20 protein-coding genes and 1 tRNA gene are annotated in these 21908 nt (G+C 67.3%); 11 read left to right on the top strand and 10 right to left on the bottom strand.

What is annotated here, in order from left to right:
- Positions 1–9 precede the first annotated feature (9 nt).
- From narI to E8P82_RS02265, 5 genes are all read right to left on the bottom strand, one after another.
- Positions 10–846, bottom strand: coding sequence for a respiratory nitrate reductase subunit gamma (gene narI, locus E8P82_RS02245; protein WP_136452835.1), 837 nt, complete (start codon positions 844–846; stop codon positions 10–12).
- Entirely contained in the window at positions 843–1541 is a 699-nt protein-coding gene (gene narJ / locus E8P82_RS02250) for a nitrate reductase molybdenum cofactor assembly chaperone (RefSeq protein ID WP_136452836.1), read from the bottom strand. Before narJ ends, narI begins: the two co-directional genes overlap by 4 nt.
- Positions 1541–3217, bottom strand: a complete 1677-nt coding sequence (narH, locus tag E8P82_RS02255; protein WP_136452837.1) for a nitrate reductase subunit beta — start codon at positions 3215–3217, stop codon at positions 1541–1543. Before narH ends, narJ begins: the two co-directional genes overlap by 1 nt.
- A complete protein-coding gene (locus E8P82_RS02260; protein ID WP_136452838.1) occupies positions 3217–6942 on the bottom strand; it encodes a nitrate reductase subunit alpha in 3726 nt (1241 codons plus the stop codon). Before E8P82_RS02260 ends, narH begins: the two co-directional genes overlap by 1 nt.
- Positions 6943–7154: 212 nt before the next feature.
- Positions 7155–7649: a Dps family protein gene (locus E8P82_RS02265; protein ID WP_136452839.1), complete on the bottom strand. Its 495-nt coding sequence runs from the start codon at positions 7647–7649 to the stop codon at positions 7155–7157.
- Between the two features lie 205 nt (positions 7650–7854).
- On the opposite strand from E8P82_RS02265, the gene E8P82_RS02270 reads away from it, so the two are divergent.
- Positions 7855–8403 (top strand): SRPBCC family protein, encoded by a 549-nt coding sequence (locus E8P82_RS02270; protein ID WP_136452840.1) that lies wholly within the window; start codon positions 7855–7857, stop codon positions 8401–8403.
- 51 nt (positions 8404–8454) lie between these two features.
- Here the strand turns inward: E8P82_RS02270 and pstS are convergent, their stop codons facing one another.
- On the bottom strand, positions 8455–9564 hold the full coding sequence (pstS, locus tag E8P82_RS02275) for a phosphate ABC transporter substrate-binding protein PstS (protein WP_246020885.1): 1110 nt from the start codon (positions 9562–9564) through the stop codon (positions 8455–8457).
- A gap of 149 nt (positions 9565–9713) precedes the next feature.
- Between pstS and E8P82_RS02280 the strand changes: the two genes are divergently transcribed.
- Genes E8P82_RS02280 through E8P82_RS02290 form a run of 3 tightly spaced genes read left to right on the top strand, consistent with a single transcriptional unit; the run spans position 9714 to position 11685 of the window.
- On the top strand, positions 9714–10073 hold the full coding sequence (locus E8P82_RS02280; RefSeq protein WP_246020886.1) for a GntR family transcriptional regulator: 360 nt from the start codon (positions 9714–9716) through the stop codon (positions 10071–10073).
- The gene (locus E8P82_RS02285) at positions 10070–10975 is read left to right on the top strand and encodes an ATP-binding cassette domain-containing protein (protein ID WP_136452843.1); all 906 of its coding nucleotides are present in this window, start codon (positions 10070–10072) and stop codon (positions 10973–10975) included. Before E8P82_RS02280 ends, E8P82_RS02285 begins: the two co-directional genes overlap by 4 nt.
- Positions 10972–11685: a hypothetical protein gene (locus E8P82_RS02290; RefSeq protein ID WP_136452844.1), complete on the top strand. Its 714-nt coding sequence runs from the start codon at positions 10972–10974 to the stop codon at positions 11683–11685. The genes E8P82_RS02285 and E8P82_RS02290 overlap by 4 nt, the downstream gene beginning before the upstream one ends.
- A gap of 76 nt (positions 11686–11761) precedes the next feature.
- Here the strand turns inward: E8P82_RS02290 and E8P82_RS02295 are convergent, their stop codons facing one another.
- Positions 11762–12559, bottom strand: coding sequence for an SDR family oxidoreductase (locus E8P82_RS02295; RefSeq protein ID WP_136452845.1), 798 nt, complete (start codon positions 12557–12559; stop codon positions 11762–11764).
- Positions 12560–12698: 139 nt separating this feature from the next.
- A tRNA-Val gene (locus tag E8P82_RS02300) sits at positions 12699–12775 on the bottom strand.
- Between the two features lie 182 nt (positions 12776–12957).
- Between E8P82_RS02300 and E8P82_RS02305 the strand changes: the two genes are divergently transcribed.
- The 5 genes from E8P82_RS02305 (at position 12958) to nhaA (ending at position 17626) form a co-directional block, all read left to right on the top strand.
- A complete protein-coding gene (locus tag E8P82_RS02305) occupies positions 12958–13209 on the top strand; it encodes a DUF2630 family protein (RefSeq protein ID WP_136452846.1) in 252 nt (83 codons plus the stop codon).
- The gene (locus E8P82_RS02310) at positions 13209–13877 is read left to right on the top strand and encodes a haloacid dehalogenase type II (protein ID WP_136452847.1); all 669 of its coding nucleotides are present in this window, start codon (positions 13209–13211) and stop codon (positions 13875–13877) included. The genes E8P82_RS02305 and E8P82_RS02310 overlap by 1 nt, the downstream gene beginning before the upstream one ends.
- A gap of 157 nt (positions 13878–14034) precedes the next feature.
- On the top strand, positions 14035–15384 hold the full coding sequence (locus E8P82_RS02315) for a TrkH family potassium uptake protein (protein ID WP_425455976.1): 1350 nt from the start codon (positions 14035–14037) through the stop codon (positions 15382–15384).
- Complete coding sequence (locus E8P82_RS02320; protein WP_211096775.1) at positions 15377–16075, top strand: potassium channel family protein; 699 nt, start codon at positions 15377–15379, stop codon at positions 16073–16075. Before E8P82_RS02315 ends, E8P82_RS02320 begins: the two co-directional genes overlap by 8 nt.
- A 135-nt stretch (positions 16076–16210) precedes the next feature.
- Entirely contained in the window at positions 16211–17626 is a 1416-nt protein-coding gene (gene nhaA, locus E8P82_RS02325; RefSeq protein ID WP_136452848.1) for a Na+/H+ antiporter NhaA, read from the top strand.
- A 22-nt stretch (positions 17627–17648) separates the two neighbouring features.
- Here the strand turns inward: nhaA and E8P82_RS02330 are convergent, their stop codons facing one another.
- Both E8P82_RS02330 and ku read right to left on the bottom strand, forming a co-directional pair.
- On the bottom strand, positions 17649–17897 hold the full coding sequence (locus tag E8P82_RS02330; protein ID WP_136452849.1) for a hypothetical protein: 249 nt from the start codon (positions 17895–17897) through the stop codon (positions 17649–17651).
- Entirely contained in the window at positions 17897–18733 is an 837-nt protein-coding gene (ku, locus tag E8P82_RS02335; protein ID WP_136452850.1) for a non-homologous end joining protein Ku, read from the bottom strand. The genes E8P82_RS02330 and ku overlap by 1 nt, the downstream gene beginning before the upstream one ends.
- Positions 18734–18799: 66 nt before the next feature.
- Between ku and E8P82_RS02340 the strand changes: the two genes are divergently transcribed.
- Together E8P82_RS02340 and E8P82_RS02345 are read left to right on the top strand one after the other, a co-directional pair.
- Complete coding sequence (locus E8P82_RS02340; protein ID WP_136452851.1) at positions 18800–19294, top strand: SRPBCC domain-containing protein; 495 nt, start codon at positions 18800–18802, stop codon at positions 19292–19294.
- An 89-nt stretch (positions 19295–19383) separates the two neighbouring features.
- Positions 19384–21906 (top strand): ATP-dependent DNA ligase, encoded by a 2523-nt coding sequence (locus tag E8P82_RS02345; RefSeq protein ID WP_136452852.1) that lies wholly within the window; start codon positions 19384–19386, stop codon positions 21904–21906.
- The last annotated feature ends 2 nt before the right edge of the window (positions 21907–21908 follow it).

Here is a 21908-nt window from a genome sequence, read left to right on the forward strand (position 1 = left end):
AACGGGACATCAACGGCGACCTGCACCTTTGCGACGCGTGGACACCTTCGTGCTGCCGTGGGCCCTGTCCTGCGTGCCCACGGGTTCCCAACCGCGGTGGCCCGATGAGTGATGATGCGACGAGGAGCCGGTGCCGCGGGAGCGGTAGACGATGTACGGGCGGAAGAGGTAGTGCACGGGTGCTGTGAACGCGTGTACCAACCGGGTGAACGGCCAGATCGCGAACAGTGCCATTGCCCATAGCGCGTGGAGTTTGAACGATGGCCCGGCCGCGGTCATGGCAGCCACGTCCGGCTGGAAGATCCAGATCGAGCGGAACCACGGGGAAACGGTCTGCCGGTAGTCCGCGACCGACTGGTCGAGCACCGAGATGACGGTGGTCGCCAGTCCCGTCAGCAGGGCGGCCAGAAGCATGACGTACATGAACTTGTCGTTCCTGGTGGTCGCCATGAACACGGGGCCGGTGGTGCGGCGACGCCAGACGAGCAGGACGATTCCCAGCAGGGTGCCGATTCCGGCAATCGTACCGATACTCAGGGCCATGAAGTGGTACATTCCCTCGGTCACGCCCACCGCTGCAGTCCAGGACGCGGGGATGAACAGCCCCATGATGTGACCGGCGAGGACCGCGAGGATCCCGAAGTGGAACAGGGGTGAGGCGATGCGCAGGATGCGGGACTCGTAGAGCTGCGAGGACCGGGTGGTCCAGCCGAACTGGTCGTACCTGTAGCGCCACACCGTGCCGCCGACCACGACGGCCAGCACCACGTATGGGAGTACACCCCACAGCACGATGCTGCCTACGCCCACATCAGCGTTCTGAACGATCGGGGCCACGCGGTTCATGGGGTGCTCCTTCGGCTGACAGGCAGTAACCGGGGGTCGTAGGGATCCAGGCCGACGGACTCGGTCGGTGGACCGTACCCGGCCATCCGCATCACGGCGTCGCGGTCCTCCGGTGAGACCCCGGGAAGGGTGGAGCACACGAGGGCGACGGCGCCGCGGTGCGGAAGGTGGTCGTCGCGCAGTGCGAGCCGCAGCAGTTCGAGGGAGGGGCGGTAGCGCTGCAGCAGCTCGTAACCGTCCTCCGGGGAGACCTTCGCGGCGAACTCCAGCACCAGCGGCAGATAGTCCGGAAGCTCGGACTCCCCGGGCTCTGCCCCGTGGGAGCGATAGATCTCCTTGAACGCTGCCAGGGCTTCCCCACGACGGCGGGTGTCGCCGTCGGTCCAGTAGGTCAGGTGCAGGCTGTGACGGCGGGAGAGGTCGAACTCCTGGACGTAGTCGGCCTGCACCTGCTCCAGCGGCCGGGCCGTGAACCAGTCGAGGAGTTCCTCGATCTCCTCCACCGGAGCTGCCACCTCCTCGAGGGCAGCACGAAGGGTCGGCAGCATCGTCAGAAGCTGGCGGTCCGGGTAGCCGAGGAGCAGAGCGGTGGCCTGGCGGATCACGGCGCTGCGGCGGGGGTCGGTGTCGGTATAGGTGCCGGGATCGACGGTTCCCGGTCCGGCTTTGCCGAGCAGCTTCTCCAGCACGCCCATCAGGTCGTTCCGTTCCCGGGTCCGCTGTCGGGCGGGAACAGCCCCTGGGGATTGCCCCGGCCGTCCCAGTTGAGCAGGTTGACCCGTCCGGTCAGGTCCTCGTTGCCGGTGGGATCCTCGCCGCGCTGCCGTGCCTGCAGGGCGTTGAAGTTCTCCATCGCCACGGGCATCGGTCGGCCGGAGGCCTCGCCGAACACGCCGGTCTGACCCATGCCCGGCCCGCCGTCGACGTCGAGGGAGCAGCCGATCTCCTCGAGGTTGTGTGCATCCTCCAAGTGGGCGGAGGGGATGACGTAGCGTTCCTCGTACTTGGCGATCGCCATGAGCCGGTACATCTTCCGGATCTCGGCACCGGTCATCCCGACAGCCTCGGCGATGCCCTCGTCCGGGTCCTCACCGAGGGCGATGTCGCGCATGTACGAACGCATGGCGGCCAGTTTGCCGAGTACCTCCCGGATCGTCCCGGTGTCCCCGGCCGTGAACAGCTCGGCGAGGTACTCGACCGGGATGCGCAGGGCGTCGATGGCCCCGAACAGGGTGGAGGCGTCCTCGCCGTCGTGTCCCTGGTCCTTGAGCAGGTCCACCACCGGGGACAGCGGCGGGACGTACCAGACCATGGGCATGGTCCGGTACTCCGGGTGCAGCGGCAGAGCCACCCGTAGCTCCTTGGCGAGAATATGGACGGGGGATCGGCGTGCGGCGTCGAGCCAGTCCTCGGGGATGCCCTCGGCACGGGCCGCGGCGACCACCTCAGGGTCATGAGGATCGAGCATGATGTCCAGCTGGGCCGCGTAGAGGTCCTGCTCGTCCGGGGTCGCGGCGGCCTCGCTGACCCGGTCGGCGTCGTAGAGGACGATGCCGATGTAGCGCAGGCGACCCACACACGTCTCCGCGCACACGGTGGGGATGCCAACCTCGATTCGGGGGTAGCAGAAGGTGCACTTCTCCGCCTTACCGGATTTGTGGTTGTAGTACATCTTCTTGTACGGGCAGCCGGTGATGCACTGGCGCCAGCCTCGGCACCGGTCCTGGTCCACCAGCACGATCCCGTCCTCGGCGCGCTTGTAGATCGCACCGGAGGGGCAGGAGGCCATGCAGGAGGGATTCAGGCAGTGCTCGCAGATCCGGGGAAGGTAGAAGGCGAAGGTCTGTTCGAACTCGAACTTGATCTTGTCCTCCGATTCCCGCCGGACCTTCTCCACGACCGGGTCCAGATGGCCCAGCTGGGGCGCGCCTCCCAGATTGTCGTCCCAGTTGGCCGACCACTCGATCTTCATGTCCTCGCCGGTGATCAGGGACTTGGGCCGGGCCACCGGGAAGTCGGTGCCGGCCGGAGCGGTGATCAGGTTCTCGTAGTCGTAGGTCCACGGCTCGTAGTAGTCATTGAGCTCGGGCTGGACAGGACTCGCGAACAGGCCGAAGAGCTTCGCCCATCGCCCGCCCGCCTTGAGCTTGAGATTGCCGCGGCGGTTGAGCTCCCAGCCGCCCTTCCACTTCTCCTGGTCCTCGTACCGGCGGGGATACCCCTGACCGGGGCGGGTCTCCACATTGTTGAACCAGACGTACTCCGTGCCGGCGCGGTTCGTCCACGCCTGCTTGCACGTCACCGAACAGGTGTGACACCCGATGCACTTGTCGAGCGCCATCACCATGGCGACCTGGGCCATGACTCGCATCAGTACCGCACCTCCTGGGAACGCTTGCGGACCACGGAGACGATGTCGCGTTGGTTGCCGGTGGGCCCGAGATAGTTGAAGGCCCAGGACAGCTGTGCGTAGCCACCGATCATGTGGGTGGGTTTGACGAGGATGCGGGTGACCGAGTTGTGGATCCCGCCCCGGCGGCCGGTCGCCTCGGATTTCGGCACGTCGATGGTGCGCTCCTGGGCATGATGGACATAGACCACCCCGGCCGGCATGCGGTGGGAGACGATGGCCCGTCCCACGTAGACGCCGTTGGTGTTGACGCACTCGACCCAGTCGTTGTCGGAGACCTCGATCAGCGCGGCGTCCTGGGGGCTCATCCACACCGTGGTGCCGCCGCGGGAGAGGGAGAGCATGAACAGGTTGTCCTGGTACTCCGAATGGATCGACCACTTGCTGTGCGGGGTCAGGTACCGTACGGCGATCGACAACTCCCCACGCTGCCCGAGCTGGGGCTCCCCGAACAGGCGGTGCATGTCCAGGGGCGGACGATAGATCGGCAGGGACTCACCCATGTCCTTGATCCAGTCGTGGTCGAGGAAGAAGTGCATCCGCCCGGTGAGGGTGTGGAACGGTTTGAGGCGCTCGATGTTGATCGTGAACGGGGCGTAGCGCCGGCCCCCGGTCTCCGAGCCCGACCACTCCGGGGAGGTGATTACGGGCACGGGAGCGGCCTGGGTGTCGGCGAAGGTGATCCGCTTCTCCTGGGATCCGCGAGCCAGATCCGCCAGCTGGACTCCTGTGCGCTGCTCGAGCGTCTCGAATCCCTGTACGGCCAGCTCCCCGTTGGTGGTGCCGGAGAACAGCAGGATCGCCTCGGCCATCCGCGCGTCGGTGTCCACCGCCGGTCGGCCCGCCGCGGCACCGGAGTCGAAGACCCCGTGCATCCGGGAGAGTTGCCCGACCTGATGGGTCACGTCGTAGGTGATGTGTTTCGTGGTGAATCCCAGCTTCTCCGCCAGCGGCCCGACGGCTGCGAACTTCTGCCCCACCGCGGCGTAGTCCCGTTCCACGATCTTCAGCTCCGGCAGATTCTTCCCCGGCACGGCCGGGATGTCAGTGCCCTTCCAGTCCGGAGCGTGGCCTCCGGGCTGGGCGAGCTCGCCGGGGGTGTCGTGGGTGAGTGCAGTGGCGACAAGGTCCTTCCGCACGCCCAGGTGGGCGCTGGCCTGCCGGGAGAACTCCTCGGCCAGCAGCCGGAACAGGTCGTAGTCCGTCTTGGCCTCCCACGGCGGGTTGATCGCCGGGGTGAAGGCGTGCACGTACGGGTGCATGTCGGTCGAGGAGAGATCATGCTTCTCGTACCAGGTCGCCGCCGGGAACACGACGTCGGAGAGCAGCGTGGAGCTGGTCATCCGGAAGTCGGCCGAGACGAGCAGGTCGAGTTTGCCCTCGGGAGCCTCCTCGTGCCAGGTCACGTCCTTCGGCCGTGACCCGGCGTGGTCCTCCCCCATGACGTTGTGATGAGTGCCCAGCAGGTGCTTGAGGAAGTACTCCTCGCCCTTGGCCGAGGAACCCAGCAGATTGGAGCGCCACAGGATCAGGGTGCGAGGCCAGTTCTGCGGGGCGTCGACGTCCTCCACCGCGAAGCGCATGTCCTCGGCCTTGAGCCGGTCCGCGACCCACTGCGCCTCGTCGGCAGCCTCACCGCGGGCCACACCCGCGATGGCCGCGTCGGCCGCATCGAGTGAATTCCGGTCGAACTGCGGGAAGAACGGCATCCACCCCATCCGGGTGGACTTGGCGACCACATCAGCGGTGTGCGTGCCCTTCAGATGGCCCTGGGCCAGAGGCGATTGCAACGAGTCGGAGGAATAGCCGTCGGAGCGGAACTGGTCGGTGTGCATGTACCAGAAGGCCGTGCCGATCATGAACCGCGGCGGACGGGTCCAGTCGGTGGCTGCCGCCATCGCCGCCCAGCCCGTGATCGGGCGGGCCTTCTCCTGACCGACGTAGTGCGCCCATCCCCCGCCGTTGCGGCCCTGGCAGCCGCAGAGCATGAGCATCGCCAGGATGGCCCGGTAGGTGACGTCCCCGTGGTACCACTGGCAGATGCCGGCACCCAGGATGATCATCGACCGGCCTCCTGACTTCTCCGCGTTGGTCGCGAATTCCCGGGCGATGCGGGCCACGGCCTGAGCCGGGACCGAGGTGATCTCCTCCTGCCAAGCCGGGGTGTAGGGCGTGGCGACGTCGTCGTACCCTGATGCCCACTGTCCGGGCAGTCCCGCCCTGCCCACCCCGTACTGGGCGAGCATGAGGTCGAAGACCGTCGTGACCCGCCGTCCGGCAACCTCCGTGACGGGCACTCCGCGGTGGACCACCGAACCCTCGCCGGTGGCATCCGTGAAGGCGGGCAGCTCCACCGCGCTCGTGGTCCCGGTGTAGGAGGCCGCGTCCGAGATCGACAGCGCCGGCCGCACGCCCTGCAGATCCAGGTTCCACTTCCCCTCGTCCGCCTCGTTGTACCGGAACCCCACCGACCCGTTGGGCACCACCGGGGTGCCCGCATCCCGATCGATCAGCACCGTCTTGAACGCCGCGTCGGAAGTTCCCGCCTCGGCGTTGCCCAGGTCCGTGGCGGTGAGGAACTTACCCGGCACCACGGCGCCGTCCGCTCGCTGCTCGAGGGTGACGAGGAAGGGTAAGTCGGTGTACTGCACCACGTAGTCCTCGAAGAACGGGACCCTTCGGTCCACGAAGTTCTCCTTCAAAATCACATGTCCCATCGCCATGGCCAGGGCGGCGTCCGTGCCGGCCTGGGCCGGCAGCCACTCGTCGGCGAACTTGGTGTTGTCGGCGTAGTCGGGGCTGACGGAGACGACCTTCGTCCCCCGGTAGCGTGCCTCGACCATCCAGTGCGCGTCAGGGGTGCGGGTCACCGGGATGTTGGAGCCCCACATCATGAGATAGGTGGCGTCCCACCAGTCGCCGGACTCCGGGACGTCCGTCTGGTCGCCGAAGACCTGAGGACTGGCAACGGGCAGGTCCGCGTACCAGTCGTAGAAGCTGTTCATCACTCCGCCGATGAGGTTGATGAACCGCGCGCCGGCCGCGTGGGAGACCATCGACATGGCCGGGATGGGGGAGAACCCGGTGCACCGGTCGGGTCCGTAGGTCTTGATCGTGTGCACGTGGGCGGCGGCGGTCATCTCCAGGGCCTCCTGCCAGCTCGAGCGCACCAGCCCGCCCTTGCCACGGGCCTGCTGGAATGCCCGGCGCTTCTCCGGGTCGCTCACCACCGCCTGCCAGGCGAGCACCGGATCCCCGCCCACCTCTTCCTTGGCCTGGCGGTACATGCCGAGCAGTACGCCACGCACGTACGGGTAGCGCACGCGGGTGGGTGAGTAGGTGTACCAGGAGAACGCTGCTCCGCGGGGGCAGCCGCGGGGCTCGTACTCCGGGCGGTCCGGGCCCACCGACGGGTAGTCGGTCTCCTGCGCCTCCCAGGTGATGATCCCGTCCTTGACGTAGACCTTCCATGAGCACGAACCCGTGCAGTTCACCCCGTGCGTGGAACGGACCACCTTGTCGTGACTCCAACGGTTCCGGTAGAACGCGTCACCGGCGCGTCCGCCCGAACGGAACACCGCGCGGCGGTCCGGGCTCTGGTCCCACCTCGTGAAGAACTGCCCGAGCTTGAGCAGGGCGTCGGACGCGGGACCATCGGTAGCCGGCGCTACAGGAGGGGTAGCCATGACGGAAACTGTAGTGACGTCTGATATCCGCAATAGGGTCTCAGGACCCTGGTATTCAGACGCGTTTCCTGAGTCACCCGGTTCGTGGTTCCTGGGTGGATCAGGTATTCGCGGCGCTGGGCCCGGGATGAGGACAGCAGAAAAGGTGGAGGGGAAGTACCCGTCGGGTACTTCCCCTCCACCAGGTGACCGTCACGTGACGGCGCGGGAGATCAGACAGTGGCCTCGTCGGTGCCGTCCGGAGTGACGACCTCGGCGGTGGGTTCCATGTTCTCGGCGTCGACCATCCAGGCGTACTGCTCGAGCTTCGCGATGAACCCGTGGAGCAGGTCGGCCGTGGTGGGGTCCTCCTCGTCGATCTGGTCGTGGACGTCCCGCATGGTCTTGACGGTGGCCTTCAGCATCCTGACCACGAGGCTCACCGTGTCCTTGGTGGAGACGAGGCCGGCGGGGAAGGCTGCGATCTTCGTCCCCTCGGCCACTGCCACGCTGCGGCCGTCCGGCACCGCGTGCAGTGCGCGCATGCGCTCTGCCATGTCGTCGGCGAAGGTACGGGCGTCGTCGATGATCTCGTCCAGCTGCAGGTGGAGGTCGCGGAAGTTCTTGCCGACCACGTTCCAGTGAGCCTGCTTGCCCTGCAGGTGCAGTTCGACGAGGTCCACGAGGACCGCCTGCATGTTGTTCGTCAGGGTGGGTGAAGCCTTCATTGATCCTCCAGTGCTAGAGAAATACCTCCTCCGGGACGCCCGTTGTTCGCGCTGCAGGGTGCCGGGGACTTCTTTTCAGCGTAGCCCCGGTGTTGGCCAAACCCAACCGGAATCAATACGCTGAGGGAACTTACGGTCAGGCCGTGCCGATCTCCGCGAAAGGAGGTGAGGGCGGCTCCGGAGCACCCGAGAAGGAGGAACCCTCGTGGCTTCAGTGCAGGAATCCATCGATGTAGCAGTACCGGTCAGCACGGCCTACAACCAGTGGACCCAGTTCGAGAGTTTTCCCCGGTTCATGGATGGGGTGGACTCCATCACGCAGTCCTCGGAGACCATGACCCACTGGGTGACGAGCATCGGTGGGGTGAAACGTGAGTTCGACGCCGAGATCACCGAGCAGCACCCTGACCAGCGGATCGCCTGGAAGAGCACCGACGGCGAGTCGCATGCAGGTGTGGTCACGTTCCACCGGCTCGACGAGAGCACCACGCGGCTCATGGTGCAGATCGACTGGCGCCCGGAATCGTTCGTGGAGAAGGTCGGGTCCGTGGTGAACGCCGATGCGATCCAGGTGAAGGGCGATCTCAAGCGGTTCAAGTCCTTCATCGAGAAGAGCGGCGGGGAGACCGGCGCCTGGCGTGGCGAGGTGGACGCGCCTCCGACGGGGGAGACCGGGGATGCGGTACCGGCGAACGACGCGGTGCCGGACACCTCGACGAACGACCCCGACTCGGGTGGTCCACGCGCGAACTGATGTGCGGGCGAACGAGAGGCGGACCCAGCAGGGTCCGCCTCTTGTTGTGTCCTAGGGGATCTCCGCGACGTCGATGGTGGCGATCGCGTCGGTGGCCTGGCGGGAGAGCTCGGCCGAGATCGGTGAGCTCATCGCCGCCTCGGCCGCCTCGGCCTGGCCCTCCGGGCTGACCGCGTACGTAGCGAAGGCACGCACGACGTCGGCCGTCGGTTCGTTCTCGTACTGGGCGCAATAGATGTGGTAGGACACCAGGACCAGCGGGTACACGCCGGCATCATCCGTGGAGCGGTCGAGTTCCAGCGCTATGTCGTAGTCCTGGCGGCCCGGAACACGGGCCGCGAGGTCGACGGCGGCAGCGGCCGCCTCGGCGCTGACCGGGACGTAGTCATCGCCGACCAGCAGAGCAGTGCGTCCCAGAGGCTCCCCGACGGCCGAGTCGTCGGCGTAGGTGACCGCTCCTTCGGTGGCTGTCACCGTGCTGACCACTCCGGCGTTGCCCTTCGCGTTCTCGTTGTCGAGACCGGACGGCCAGGTTCCGTCGGCCTCCTCGGGCCAGACCTCGGGAACCACGGCATGCAGGTAGTCGGTGAAGTTCTCGGTGGTGCCGGAGTCGTCCGATCGGCTGACGGCGGAGATCGCCAGTGCCGGCAGGTCGACGTCGTTCTGCTCCGTGATCGCGGGGTCGTCCCACCGGGTGATCTCCCCCCTGAAGATCCGGGCGATCGTCGCGGCGTCGAGGTTGAGCTCGGTGATGCCGGGGAGATTGAAGGCGACGGCGATGGGGGAGACATAGGCGGGGATGTCGAACGCGCCGCCGGGCCCACAGGCTTCCCGTGACGCATCGAGCTCCTCGTCACTGAGGTACGCATCGGAGCCGGCGAAGGAGACGGCCCCGGCCAGGAGCGCCCCGCGCCCCGCGCCTGAGCCATCGGGCGAGTACTGCACCTGCGCGCGGGGGTACTGCGTGGCGAAACCCGCGCGCCAGGCATCCATCGCCGGGCCCTGGGCGGAGGATCCCGCGCCGGTGATGGACCCCCGCAGGCTCATGTCCCCGTTCTCCGCTGCCGCTTCCTGCTCGGCTCCCAGGGGATAGTCGGAGCCGCAGGCGCTCACCCCGAGGGCGGCGGCAAGGGCCAGGGACACGACGGCTCGGTTTCTCACCGGAGCCACGTTACAGGTGGAGAAAACACAGCCGGAAAACAGTCGGTGAACGGGAGTTCACGAACGGGTGGCCCGCGATGCTCGAGGTCTTGACACGCTATTCCACACCTCTTAGGTTCATTAGTGTAGTAATGGACCAAGGAGGTTCGGTGTTCACCGAGGACAGCCCGATCTATCAGCAGCTCGCCACGCAGATCGCCGACGACGTCGTGGCCGGGACCTACCCGGAGGATGCGGCGGTGCCGTCGTCCAACGAGTTCGCCACCTTCTTGCACATGAATCCTGCTACGGCGGGGAAAGCACTCAATGTGCTCGTGGAGCAGGGCATCCTGTACAAGAAGCGGGGTGTCGGCATGTTCGTTTCTCCCGGCGCGCGGTCCCAGCTCCTCAAGCAGCGCAGAACGGATTTCCCGCAGCAATACGTCCGGCCGCTCATCAGGGAGGCCCGGGCCGTCGGCATCGATCCCGTCGAGTTGGCAGAGATGATCAAGGAGGAGTACACCCCATGACGCATGCAATCGAACTACTGTCCGCCACCCGGAGCTTCCGCAGTGACGATGCCGTGCAGGATGTCACCCTGGCCGTACCCGAGGGGGCCATCTGCGGCGTGCTCGGCCGGAACGGTGCGGGCAAGACCACCGTGATGTCGCTGATCTCCGGACAGGACAGACCGACGACCGGTCGGGTGCTCGTGGACGGCGAGGACCCGTTCGAGAACGAGGCGGTCCTTTCCAGGATCAGCTTCGTGCGCGATAACCAGCGGTATCCCGACGACTACTTCCTGCATCACGTCCTGGGTATCGCCCCTGCTTTCGCACCGTACTGGGACGGCGAACTCGCTGCCGAACTGGTGGAGAGGTTCCGGCTGCCGAGGAAACCGGCGATCAGGAAGTTCTCCAGGGGTCAGCTCTCCGCCGTGGCCATCGTCCTCGGGCTCGCGTCGCGGTCACCGATCACCCTGCTGGACGAGCCGTACCTCGGCCTCGACGCCACGGCCCGCGGGCTGTTCCACGACATCCTGCTCCGCGATCTCGGTCTGTATCCGCGCACGCTTCTGCTCTCCACGCACCTCATCGACGAATCGGAGTCGCTCTTCGATCACATCGTGCTCATGGACCGCGGTCGGGTGGTTCTCCGGACGGAGGCCGAGGAGGCCCGTCATCTCGCGATGTGCGTCAGCGGTGTGGCCGACGCCGTCCAGGCGTTCGCCGCGGACTACCCGGTGCTGTACAGCCACTCCATCGGCGGTCTGCAGACGTCCACCGTCACCGGCAGGCTCGACGACGACGCCCGCTCGCGTGCGGCAACCCTCGGCGTCCGGGTCAAGGGCGCATCGCTGCAGGATCTCGCGGTGGCCTATGGCTCCGGGGACGCCCTGCAGGACTCCAGCAAGGAAGGAATCAGCGCATGAACAGCATCCAGGCGGCCACCCGGCTGCATCTCACCAAGAAGAACATGACGTTCGGGGTCCCCCTGCAGATTGTGGGGCTTATCGCCGTCATCTCAGCCCTGATCGTCCTCATCATCTGGCGGGCCGGCGGGACTCCCGGGTCCGAGGAATGGATCGACGGAGCACGAAGCAACGGTGGCATGGTCTTCGGGCTGCTGGGCTTCCTCGTCTACATGGGGGTCCAGTCGATCGCCACCACGTTCCCCTTCGCCCTGACGCTCGGCTCCACCAGGAAAGCATTCGTGGCCGGCACCCTGGTATGGGCCGCCGTCACCTCCGCGTATCTCGCGCTCATCTACGCCGTACTCCTGCTGGTGGAGCTGGCCACCGATCACTGGTTCGTGGGCATCTACATCTTCGACGTCTACTACCTCGGGACCGGCAATCTGCTGATCCTGCTGCCCACGGTGTTCCTCGGCAGCCTCGGCGCGCTGACCATCGGGGCCCTGTTCGGGGCGTCCTGGGCACGCTTCGGAAATCGCGGACCGATCTTCCTCGGAGCCGGTCTGGCGATCGTCCTCCTCGGCCTGCTCGCTCTCGTCATCCCGCTGATCACCGGGTCCGTGCTCGCCGACTTCCGGCTGTGGTGGCTGGCGGCCGCCGCCGTCGTGATCATCGCCGTCAGCGCGGTCATGACCCTGCAGCTGCTGCGCTCGGCAGTGGTCCGGTAGCAGCCCCAGGCTCGGCGAGATTACAGAAATGACGGGTCCCGAGACGCGGAACCCGTCATTTCTGCTGTTTCGGGGGCTAGAGCGTGCGCCAGTCCCCACTCGTGAGATGTGAGCCCGCCTGCGTGCCCATCAGGAGCATCCCGCCGTCCACCACGAACGAGGCGCCGTTGACGTAGCTGGAGGCGCCGGAGGCGAGGAAGGCGACGACGTCGGCGACCTCCTTCGCCGATCCCGGCCGGCCCAGCGGGATCCCGGGGCGGTCCATGGTCTCCGGGTCCTGTTCCTCGGAATCGTTCATGGGCGTGTTGATCTCACCGGGCAGGACGGCGTTGGCGGTGATCCCGCGGTCGGCGAGTTCCAGCGCGATGGTCTTGATGAGTCCGCCGAGTCCGTGCTTCGAGGCGTCGTAGGCCGCCGAGCCGACCAGCGGCTGTACCTGGTGGACGCTGGTGACCGCGATGATGCGCCCGCCCCGACCGGCGTCGATCATGCGCTTCGCGGCGCGCTGGATGCAGACGAAGGCGCCGTCGAGATTCGCACCGATGGTGTTCCGCCAGAGGTCCCAGTCGGTGTCCATGAACATGGTGCCGCCGTTGATGCCGGCATTGTTGACGAAGACGTCCACACCACCGAGTTCCTCCGCGAGTGCGTCGATGACATCACCGCACGCCGGTGCATCCATGGTGTCGAGGTGCGCGACGGCGGCCCGGACCCCCTTCTCGCGCACGAGGCGTGCGGTCTCCTCGGCGCCGTCCTGGTCCGAGTGCCAGGTGACCCCGACGGCGCAGCCGGCCTCCGCGAGGGAGAGGGCAGTGGCCCGGCCGATGCCCGAGTCGGAGCCGGTGACGATTGCTGTGCTGGGTGTGAAGTCCATGGCTCCATCCTTGGTGCCCGGGGTGCTGCTGTGCAAGGTGGCCCTGGCCGTGACGACCATGGGTCGCACCGACCACGGGGAGGGCCGGTACCGACGTAAGCGGTACCGGCCCTCCCGTGTCGCCGCTGCCGGCGTCCTGTGGTGCCTGCGCGGGGCCTCGATCCCCGGGCCTTCCGCGTGTGAAGCGGATGCTCTACCAGACTGAGCTACACAGGCATGTGATTCCTGAACAGCTTAGGGCATCGGGGCGGTGCACCAAATTCTCGCCGGGCTCCGGTGGTCGGTGCGAACTGGCACGACGTTGGCTATCGGTCCGGCGCGTCAGTAGCCTGAAGGGAAGCCTGTCCCTCCCGCCATGGGTGCGGAGCAGGCAGGCACGACGACGAAGGGACAGCATCATGGACAACCAGGACATCCTGCAGCGCATCCAGGCACTCGTACAGGAGGAGCACGATCTCCGGGAGCAGCCCCAGGTCGGCGAGGCCGACTCGGAGCACCAGGACAACGCGACGAGGCTGAAGCGCGTCGAGGAGGACCTCGACCAGTGCTGGGACCTGCTGCGCCAGCGCCGCGCCAAGGCAGATGCCGGGGAGAACCCCGCCGATGCCCACGCACGACCGATCAGCCAGGTGGAGGGATACCGCCAGTAATGGCACTGCCCCTGGTCCTCTTCGACGTCAACGAGACACTGTCGGACATGAGTGTGATGTCCCAGCACTTCGAGGAGATCGGCGCGCCGCCCCAGCTGGCCGGCCTGTGGTTCGCCTCCGTCCTCCGGGACGGCTTCGCCCTGACCGTCGTGGGCCAGAACGCCGCTTTCCGTGACGTCGCCGAGGGGGCGCTGCGGACCGTGCTGGCGGACCAGCCGCTCAATCGGGAGATCGGACCGGCCGTGGAGCACGTCCTCACGGGCCTGCAGGAACTTCCCGTCCATGCGGATGTGGCGGACGGCATCCGCGAACTGACCTCCAGCGGATTCAGTGTGGCTGCGCTGACCAATGGCGCCACCGCGACCGCGAAGGCCCTGCTCGGGCGCGCCGGGGTCCGTGGTCAGGTCGACGCCGTCCTGTCGGTCGAGGACGCTCCGCGGTGGAAACCGGCCCCCGAGTCCTACGCCTACGCCCTGCGGGTGCTGAACCGCAGGGCGGACGACGTCGTCCTCGTCGCCGTCCACCCCTGGGACATCGACGGGGCAGCGCGGGCGGGCCTTCGCACCCTCTGGCTGAACCGCGGGAGTGCGCCCTACCCGCCTGCCATGACACCGCCCGACGACGAGATCCGTACACTCGCCGAAGCACGCGGTGTCCTGCTCGACTGACGTCCGTCCCGGGCGTCTTTCACCCGGTGCGGATGCGGCGTAGGATCGGCTCGCCGTATTCCGCTATCGGAGGTCCAGGGTTCCCGTGAGGCTCACCAATCAGTCCTTCCGGGCAGCACGGACCTCCTCCATCCCGACGCTTCGTGCCGGCGTCAGGATCCTCGGGGCATGGGCCGCGCATCTGAGCCCGCGGCATCCCGCCCAGGTGATCGCGCTGGGCTTCGCCTCGGCGATCCTCGGTGGCACAGTTCTGCTGATGCTGCCGACGTCCAGGGTGGGCCCGGGGGGCGCGAGCTTCCTCGAGGCGCTCTTCACCGCCACGTCCGCGGTCTGCGTCACGGGCCTGACCGTCGTCGACACTCCCGTGTACTGGACCGGCGCGGGCCAGGTGATCATCCTCGCCCTGATCCAGATCGGCGGCTTCGGCATCATGTCCTTCGCCTCGCTGCTCGGTGTCCTGCTGGCCCGCCACCTGGGGCTGCGGTCGCGGATCTCGACGGCCGCCGAGACCAAGAGCGTCGGTATCGGCGATGTCCGTCGCATCCTGTTGGGGATCCTGAAGATCACCCTGCTGGTCGAAGCGATCACCGCGGTGCTGCTCTCCGGTCGTTTCTTCGTCGGATACGACCGCGGACCGGCGGAGGCCCTGTGGCTCGGCGTCTTCCATGCGGTGTCGGCGTGCAACAACGCAGGGTTCGCCCTCTTCAGCGACAATCTGGTGGGGTACGTGGGCGATCCGTGGATCTGCCTGCCCGTGGCGGGAGCGGTGATTCTCGGCGGACTCGGCTTCCCCGTCCTGTTCGAACTCCGGCGTCGTTTCCGGTACCCGCGCAAATGGTTCCTGACCACCAAGCTCGTCCTGCCCGGAACCGTCCTGCTCCTGGTCCTGGGAACCATCTTCATCACAGCGGTGGAGTGGTCCAGTCCTGCCACCCTCGGGCAGCTCCGGCCCGATCAGCGGGTCCTCGCCGGCTTCTTCCAGTCCACCATGACCCGCACCGCGGGCTTCAACAGCCTCGACATCGGGCAGCTCCACCCGGTGACCCTGCTGGGCATGGATGTGCTCATGTTCATCGGGGGTGGTCCGGCCGGCACCGCGGGAGGGCTGAAGATCACCACGTTCGCCGTGCTGTTCTTCATCGTCTACACCGAGATCAGCGGGGGCACGGCCGTCAACGTCTTCGGCAAGCGGCTTCCGCGCTCGGTGCATCGCCAGGCCATCTCGATCGTGCTGCTCGCAGGAGCGCTGGTGGTCGGTGCCACGATGTTCCTCATGCTCATCACGGACTTCGGGCTGGACCGGATCCTGTTCGAGGTCGTCTCCGCCTTCGCGACCGTGGGACTGTCCGCGGGCATCACCGCCGACCTCCCCTCCGTGGGTCAGGTGGTCCTGATCCTCGTCATGTTCGCCGGACGGTTGGGTCCGGTGACCCTCGCCTCGGCCCTGGCGCTACGGTCCAGGCCCCTCCAGTTCGAATACCCGAAGGAAAGGCCCCTCATTGGCTAGGCAGCGCTTGTTCTCCTCCAAACCCATCGAAGCGATCAAGGCCGCCGACTCGGTCGCCGTCATCGGGCTCGGCAGATTCGGTGGCGCGCTCGCGCTCGAGCTCGAGAGTGCGGGGACCGAGGTCCTCGGGATCGACATCGACGAGGAGGTGGTCCAGTCCTACAGCGGACTCCTGACGCACGTGGTGCGCGCCGACACCACCAGGGAGGAGGCGCTGCGCCAGTTGTCGGTCCCGGACTTCGAGCGCGTGGTGGTCGGTATCGGCAGTGTCCTGGAGGCGAGCATCCTGACGACGTCGATCCTCCTGCGGTTCGAGCGGTCCACCATCTGGGCCAAGGCCATCAGTGAGCCGCATGCCCAGATCCTCTCGCAGCTCGGTGTGGAACACGTCATCCGGCCCGAGCACGACATGGGTCGGCGCGTGGCGCACCTGGTCCGCGGCACCATGCTCGACTACGTGGAGTTCGAGGACAACTTCGCCATGGTCAAGACCCGCCCGCCGCGCGAGTACTGGGACCGCGAACTCGGCACCACGGGTCTGCGCGCGAAATACGGCGTGACGGTCGTGGCCGTCAGGCGCAGCAACGGCACCTGGGACTACACCACGGCACAGACCGTGCTGTACGACGACGACGAGATCATCGTCGCCGGGCCCACGGCCAAGGCCGAGCTCTTCAGCTCCGTCCTCTAGGTCGCAGCCGAGTCCATCCCCGGCCATCACGTCATCGATGTCGCTCGGACGCCGCAGCGGGACTAGTGTGGACGAACTGGTGAGCCGGGAAGTCTGGTCGGCGTGTCAACGAGCCTGCCCAACAGAAGGAATCCCATGGCCCATCTCCCAGGCCCCACCGACCCTGCTCCGAAGTCCCCACCCGGCAGCAGGATCTTCTCCCGCAGCAGCTACCCGGAACACCTGCGCATCACGAGCATCCTGCGCAAGGAGACCGTCGGCGGGGGCCTCCTGCTCCTGGCGACGGTGATCGCGCTGGTCCTCGCGAACACCGCTGCAGCGGACACCTACTTCGCGGTCCGGGACTTCCGGTTCGGGTACGAACCGTGGCACCTCGAACTCAGCGTCGGTGCGTGGGCAGCAGACGGCCTGCTCGCCATCTTCTTCTTCCTCGCCGGCCTCGAACTGAAGCGCGAGTTCGTCGCCGGCGACCTGCGCAAGTTCGACCGCGCCGTCGTCCCGGTGGCCGCGGCGGTGGGCGGCGTCGTCGTTCCGGCACTCGTCTACGTGGCCATCACGTTCAGTACGGGACCGGAAGCGCTGCGCGGCTGGGCCATCCCGACCGCGACCGACATCGCGTTCGCCGTGGCCGTGCTCGCCGTCGTCGGAGCCAATCTGCCCAGCGCGCTGCGCATCTTCCTGCTGACGCTTGCCGTGGTCGACGACCTGCTGGCGATCAGCATCATCGCCTTCTTCTACTCCGAGGAGATCGAGTTCCCGCCGCTGCTGCTGGCGATCGTGCCGCTGGCCGTCTACGCGTTCGCAGCGCAGCGTTTCCGCATCTTCTTCCAGCGCCACGCGTGGTCACCCTGGGTGATCCTGCTTCCCCTCGGCTTCGCCGTGTGGGTGCTGGTGCACGAGTCGGGCGTCCATGCCACCGTGGCAGGGGTCCTGCTCGCGTTCGCGATCCCCGTGCTGCCCCGCGGCGTCACACGCGCCGACGCCGTGGAGTCAGCGGACGCCGTGGAGTCGGCGGAGGCCTCGGCGGAGGAGGCTCCTGCCGCTCAGCCGCACGGACTGGCCGACACGCTCGAACACCGCATCCGTCCGCTGTCCGCAGGCTTCGCCGTGCCGGTCTTCGCCTTCTTCTCGGCCGGAGTGGCCGTGGGCGGGATCGATGGTCTGGTGGATGCGATCACCGATCCGATCGCGGTCGGGATCATGGTGGCGCTCGTCATCGGTAAGCCCGTCGGTATCCTGCTGGCCACCGTCCTGGTCACCAAGACGACGAAGGCAGCCCTCGCCCCGGACCTGGCGTGGATCGACATCATCGGCGTCGCGCTCCTGGCCGGTGTCGGCTTCACGGTGTCGCTGCTCATCAGCGAACTCGGCTTCGGTCAGGCCACTGTGGAGGACGATCACGCCAAGGTGGCCATCCTTGCCGGGTCGCTGATCGCCGCGCTCGCCGCCGCGGTCCTGCTGCGCCTGCGCAACAAGCGCTACCGCCAGATCGAGGAGCAGGAGAAGATCGACGCCGACGACGACGGCGTGCCCGACGTCTTCGAGCAGTAGGACGCGCTGTTCGCGCGAGCGGTCAGCGCTTCCCCCACAGCCAGGAGAGCGTGAGGACCCCGGCGCTGCGTCGGAAACCGCTCCGGCCGGTGGTGACCTCGAGCACCGCCCAGATCAGCAGGCAGGCCGAACTCGCCGCGCTGAGCCGATCGCGGTTCTTCTGCTCCAGTGCCATGAAGGACGCCGCTCCGAGCGCCGCCCACCCCAGGATCGGTGGGTTGGGTTTCAGCAGCACAGTCTGTCGGCCGAGGTCATCGGTGAAGAATCCCATCACGCGCCCTTCTGTTTCGAGGATCCGGACGCCTTCTTGGCGCCCGCTTTCTTCTGGCGGTTCTGCTCCACGCTGCGGCGCAGGGCTTCCATGAGGTCGAGGACGTTGTCGTCGTCCTCCTCGTCGCCCGCTCCGAAGGTCTCCTCGGTATCGAGGGAGTCGCCCCTGTCGATCTTCGCATCGATGAGGGTCCGCAACTGGGTCTGGTACTCGTCGGTGAAGTTCCCGGGATCGAAGTCCGTGGAGAAGGACTCGACGAGCGCCGCGGACATCTGTTTCTCCTTCGAGGAGATGCGCACCTTCTCCTCGAGGGCTGGAAAGGCGGCCTCACGGATCTCGTCGTCCCAGAGGAGCGTCTGCAGCATCAGGACGTCGCCGCGTACGCGCAGTGCTGCGAGCCTGCTCTTCTGCCGGAGGGCGAACTGCACGATGGCCGTGCGGTCCGTCTCCTGGAGTGTGCGTCGCAGCAGCACGTACGCCTTGATCGAGGTGCTGTCCGGTTCGAGGTAGTAGGAGCGGTCCAGCATGATCGGATCGAGTTGGTCGCTCGGAACGAACTCGACCACCTCGATCTCGTGACTGCGCTCGACCGGCAGCGAGGAGAGATCCTCGTCCGTGAGCACCACGGTGCGCTCGCCGTCGTCGTAGGCCTTGTCGATGTGCTCGAAGTCCACGATCTCGCCGCAGATCTCGCAGCGCCGCTGGTAGCGGATACGGCCGCCGTCCCTGTCGTGGACCTGATGGAGTCCGATGTCGTGGTCCTCGGTGGCGCTGTAGACCTTGACGGGCACATTCACCAGCCCGAATGCAACAGCACCCTTCCAGATGGCTCTCATGTCCTCAGTAGACACCAGCCGGGCCGGGCGGGCCAGAGCCGGCACAGCCGCGCCTAGACTTGTGGGGTGACTTCCGAAACCGCAGAGCCCACGGTCAGCAAGGCCACCAGCGACGACGGCGGCACCGTGCTGCGCCTCGAGTTCGGGTTCGCCTTCCCGCCCACCGTGCTGTGGAAGCATCTCACCGAGGCCGACAAGCTCAAGTACTGGTTCCCCTCCGAGATGGAGTTCGAGCCGCGGAAGGATGCTCAGATCCTGTTCCGTTACGCCGATCAGAAGCCGTTGCGGGGCGTGGTGCTGGAGGCCGAGCGGCCCTCGGTACTGGCGTACACGTGGGAGAAGGATGCCCTGCGCTGGGAATTGACCCGGACAGCCGAGAACGGTGCACGGCTCGTGCTCCTGCTCACCCCCGGCAGTCCGCGACACGCGGCGACCATGGCCGCGGGCTGGCACCTGACCATTGCGGGCCTCGACGACCTCCTGAACAAGCGCGACCTCGGACAGGATCCGGCGCTCTGGGACGTCTATGTGGAGCGGTATCGCGAGCAGTTCGCCGACTGACGCCGAGCACGTCCTCCTGAGGGCGTCCAGCCCTGCACCCCGCGCCGCTGTGACTGGATTCCCGGGGACATCCGATCAAGACTGGGAGCATGGCCTCGACCCGCTCCTCGTCGCAGACCGTCACCGTCGACGGACGCACGCTCCGGCTGTCGAATCTGGACAAGGTGCTGTACCCGGCCACGGGAACCACCAAGGCCGAGGTGCTGGCCTACTACGCAGCCGTCGCTCCCCACCTCATCCGTCACGCGGCGGACCGTCCCGTGACGCGGAAGCGCTGGGTCCACGGGGTCGGGACCGGGGATGCTCCGGGTCAGGTCTTCTTCCACAAGAACATCGAGGACAACGCGCCCGGCTGGTTGCCCCGCAACGCCGTCCGGCACAAAGATCACACGAATGTCTACCCGATGGTCAACGATCCTGCGACACTGACCTGGCTCGGACAGATCGCGGCCCTCGAACTCCATGTGCCGCAGTGGCGCTTCGCCGCCGGCGGCGCCGCACGGAATCCCGACAGGCTGGTACTGGATCTGGACCCCGGGGAGGGCGCAGGACTTGCCGAGTGCGCTCAGGTCGCGCTCCTGGCGCGGGCCATCCTGCAGGGCATGGGGCTCGAGCCCTTCCCCGTCACCAGCGGATCCAAGGGGATCCACCTCTACTGCGCTCTGGACGGGAGACAGACCTCCGCCGAAGTGTCCGCCGTCGCCCACGGACTCGCGCGGGCACTCGAGGCGGATCATCCCGAACTCGCGGTCAGCGACATGAAGAAGGCGCTCCGACCGGGCAGGGTCCTCGTGGACTGGAGCCAGAACAGTGCCACCAAGACCACGGTGTGCCCCTACTCCCTCCGCGGCGATGTCACACCGACCGTCGCAGCGCCGCGCTCCTGGCAGGAGCTCGAGGCGGCAGGACTGGAGCAGCTGGACCACACATCGGTCATGCGGCGGATCGAGTCGCTCGGGGATCTCCTCGCGCCGGCGACCACCCCGATTCCTGTGGACGATGATGCCGACGAAGCGCCGGCCGACCGACTCTCCACTTACCGCAGTATGCGCGACGGATCGAGGACGCCGGAGCCCGTACCCGAGGAGGTAGGACCGCGCGGGGGTAGCAGCTTCGTGATCCAGGAACACCACGCACGGCGCCTCCACTATGACTTCCGGCTGGAGCGCGAGGGCGTACTGGTGTCCTGGGCCATTCCCAAGGGCCCGCCGCTGACGCCGGACCGGAACCACCTCGCAATCCAGACCGAGGATCATCCACTGGAGTACGGATCGTTCGAGGGAACTATTCCGGCGGGGGAATACGGTGGGGGCCAGGTGAGCATCTGGGACGCCGGAACCTGCGAGCTGGAGAAGTGGCGCGAGGGCAAGGAGGTGATCTGCACCCTGCACGGCAGGCCCGACGGCGGTCTGGCGCGTGGGGGAGCGGCCGTCCGGCGGTTCGCGCTCATCAGCACGGGCGTGCGGAAGGGGAAGAACACCTGGCTCATCCACCTCATGAAGGACCAGCCCGCGCAGCAGGACGACACCTCGGGACAGGATGGGGCGCTCGCGGACGAGCCGCGCCCGGACGGTGGGCAGCCCTCGTCGGAGAGCACCGATGTCGCTCCGATGGCAGGCGATGCCGCGTTCATCCCGCCCATGCTCGCGAGCCCGGGTACGGTGCGCACCATCGCGGATCCGGAGAACTGGGCGTACGAGCTGAAGTGGGACGGTGTGCGGTGCATCGCCTCCATCAGCGAGGCCGGGATCGTACTGACCAGCCGCAACGGCAAGGACATCACGGCGCTCTACCCGGAACTCGGCGACCTGGGCGATCTGGTCAGCGCCGACAGCGCGGTGCTCGACGGCGAGATCGTGGCCCTGAACGCCAGGGGTCGGCCGGACTTCGGTCTGCTCCAGCAGCGGATGACGCTCACTCCGGGCCCGGAGGTCGAGCAGGCCCGCACGAGGACGCCGGTGCGCTTCGTGATCTTCGACCTGCTCTCGCTCGAGGACAGGGACCTGACCGGGCTGGAGTACCGCCAACGGCGTGAACTGCTGGAGCGGGCCGTCGACGAGGCCGTGGACCAGCACGTACAGGTGCCCGCCCCGCTCGATGCGACGCTCCAGGAAGCGGTCCGGGCGAGCCGGCAGCTGGGACTGGAGGGCATCGTGGCCAAACGGCTCACCGCCGGCTACCGCCCCGGCACGCGGTCGTCGTCGTGGGTGAAGATCAGGCACCTGCAGACGCTCGAGGTCGTGGTGGTGGGATGGCGCCCGGGCAGGGGCAGCAGGGCGCGCACCATCGGGTCCGTGCTGGTCGCCGTGCCCGACGCCGGCGAGCTCCGCTACGTGGGCCGGGTGGGATCCGGATTCACCGACCGGCAGCTCGATCTCGCACGGACACAGCTGAAGAAACTGGCCCGCCCGAGTCCACCGCTCAACGACGTCCCGAAAGCGGAGGCCTCCGATGCCCGGTGGGTCACGCCCTCGCTGGTGGCCGAGGTCCACCACAGCGGGTTCACCGGCGCCGGCCGACTCCGGCATCCCGTCTGGCGTGGCTGGCGTCCGGACAAGACACCGGACGACGTCTTCCTCGAAACCCGACCGACGACCACACCAGTTCCATGAAC

Origin of the sequence: Arthrobacter echini, from assembly GCF_004803505.1 — a bacterium.
GTDB lineage: Bacteria > Actinomycetota > Actinomycetes > Actinomycetales > Micrococcaceae > Arthrobacter_D > Arthrobacter_D echini.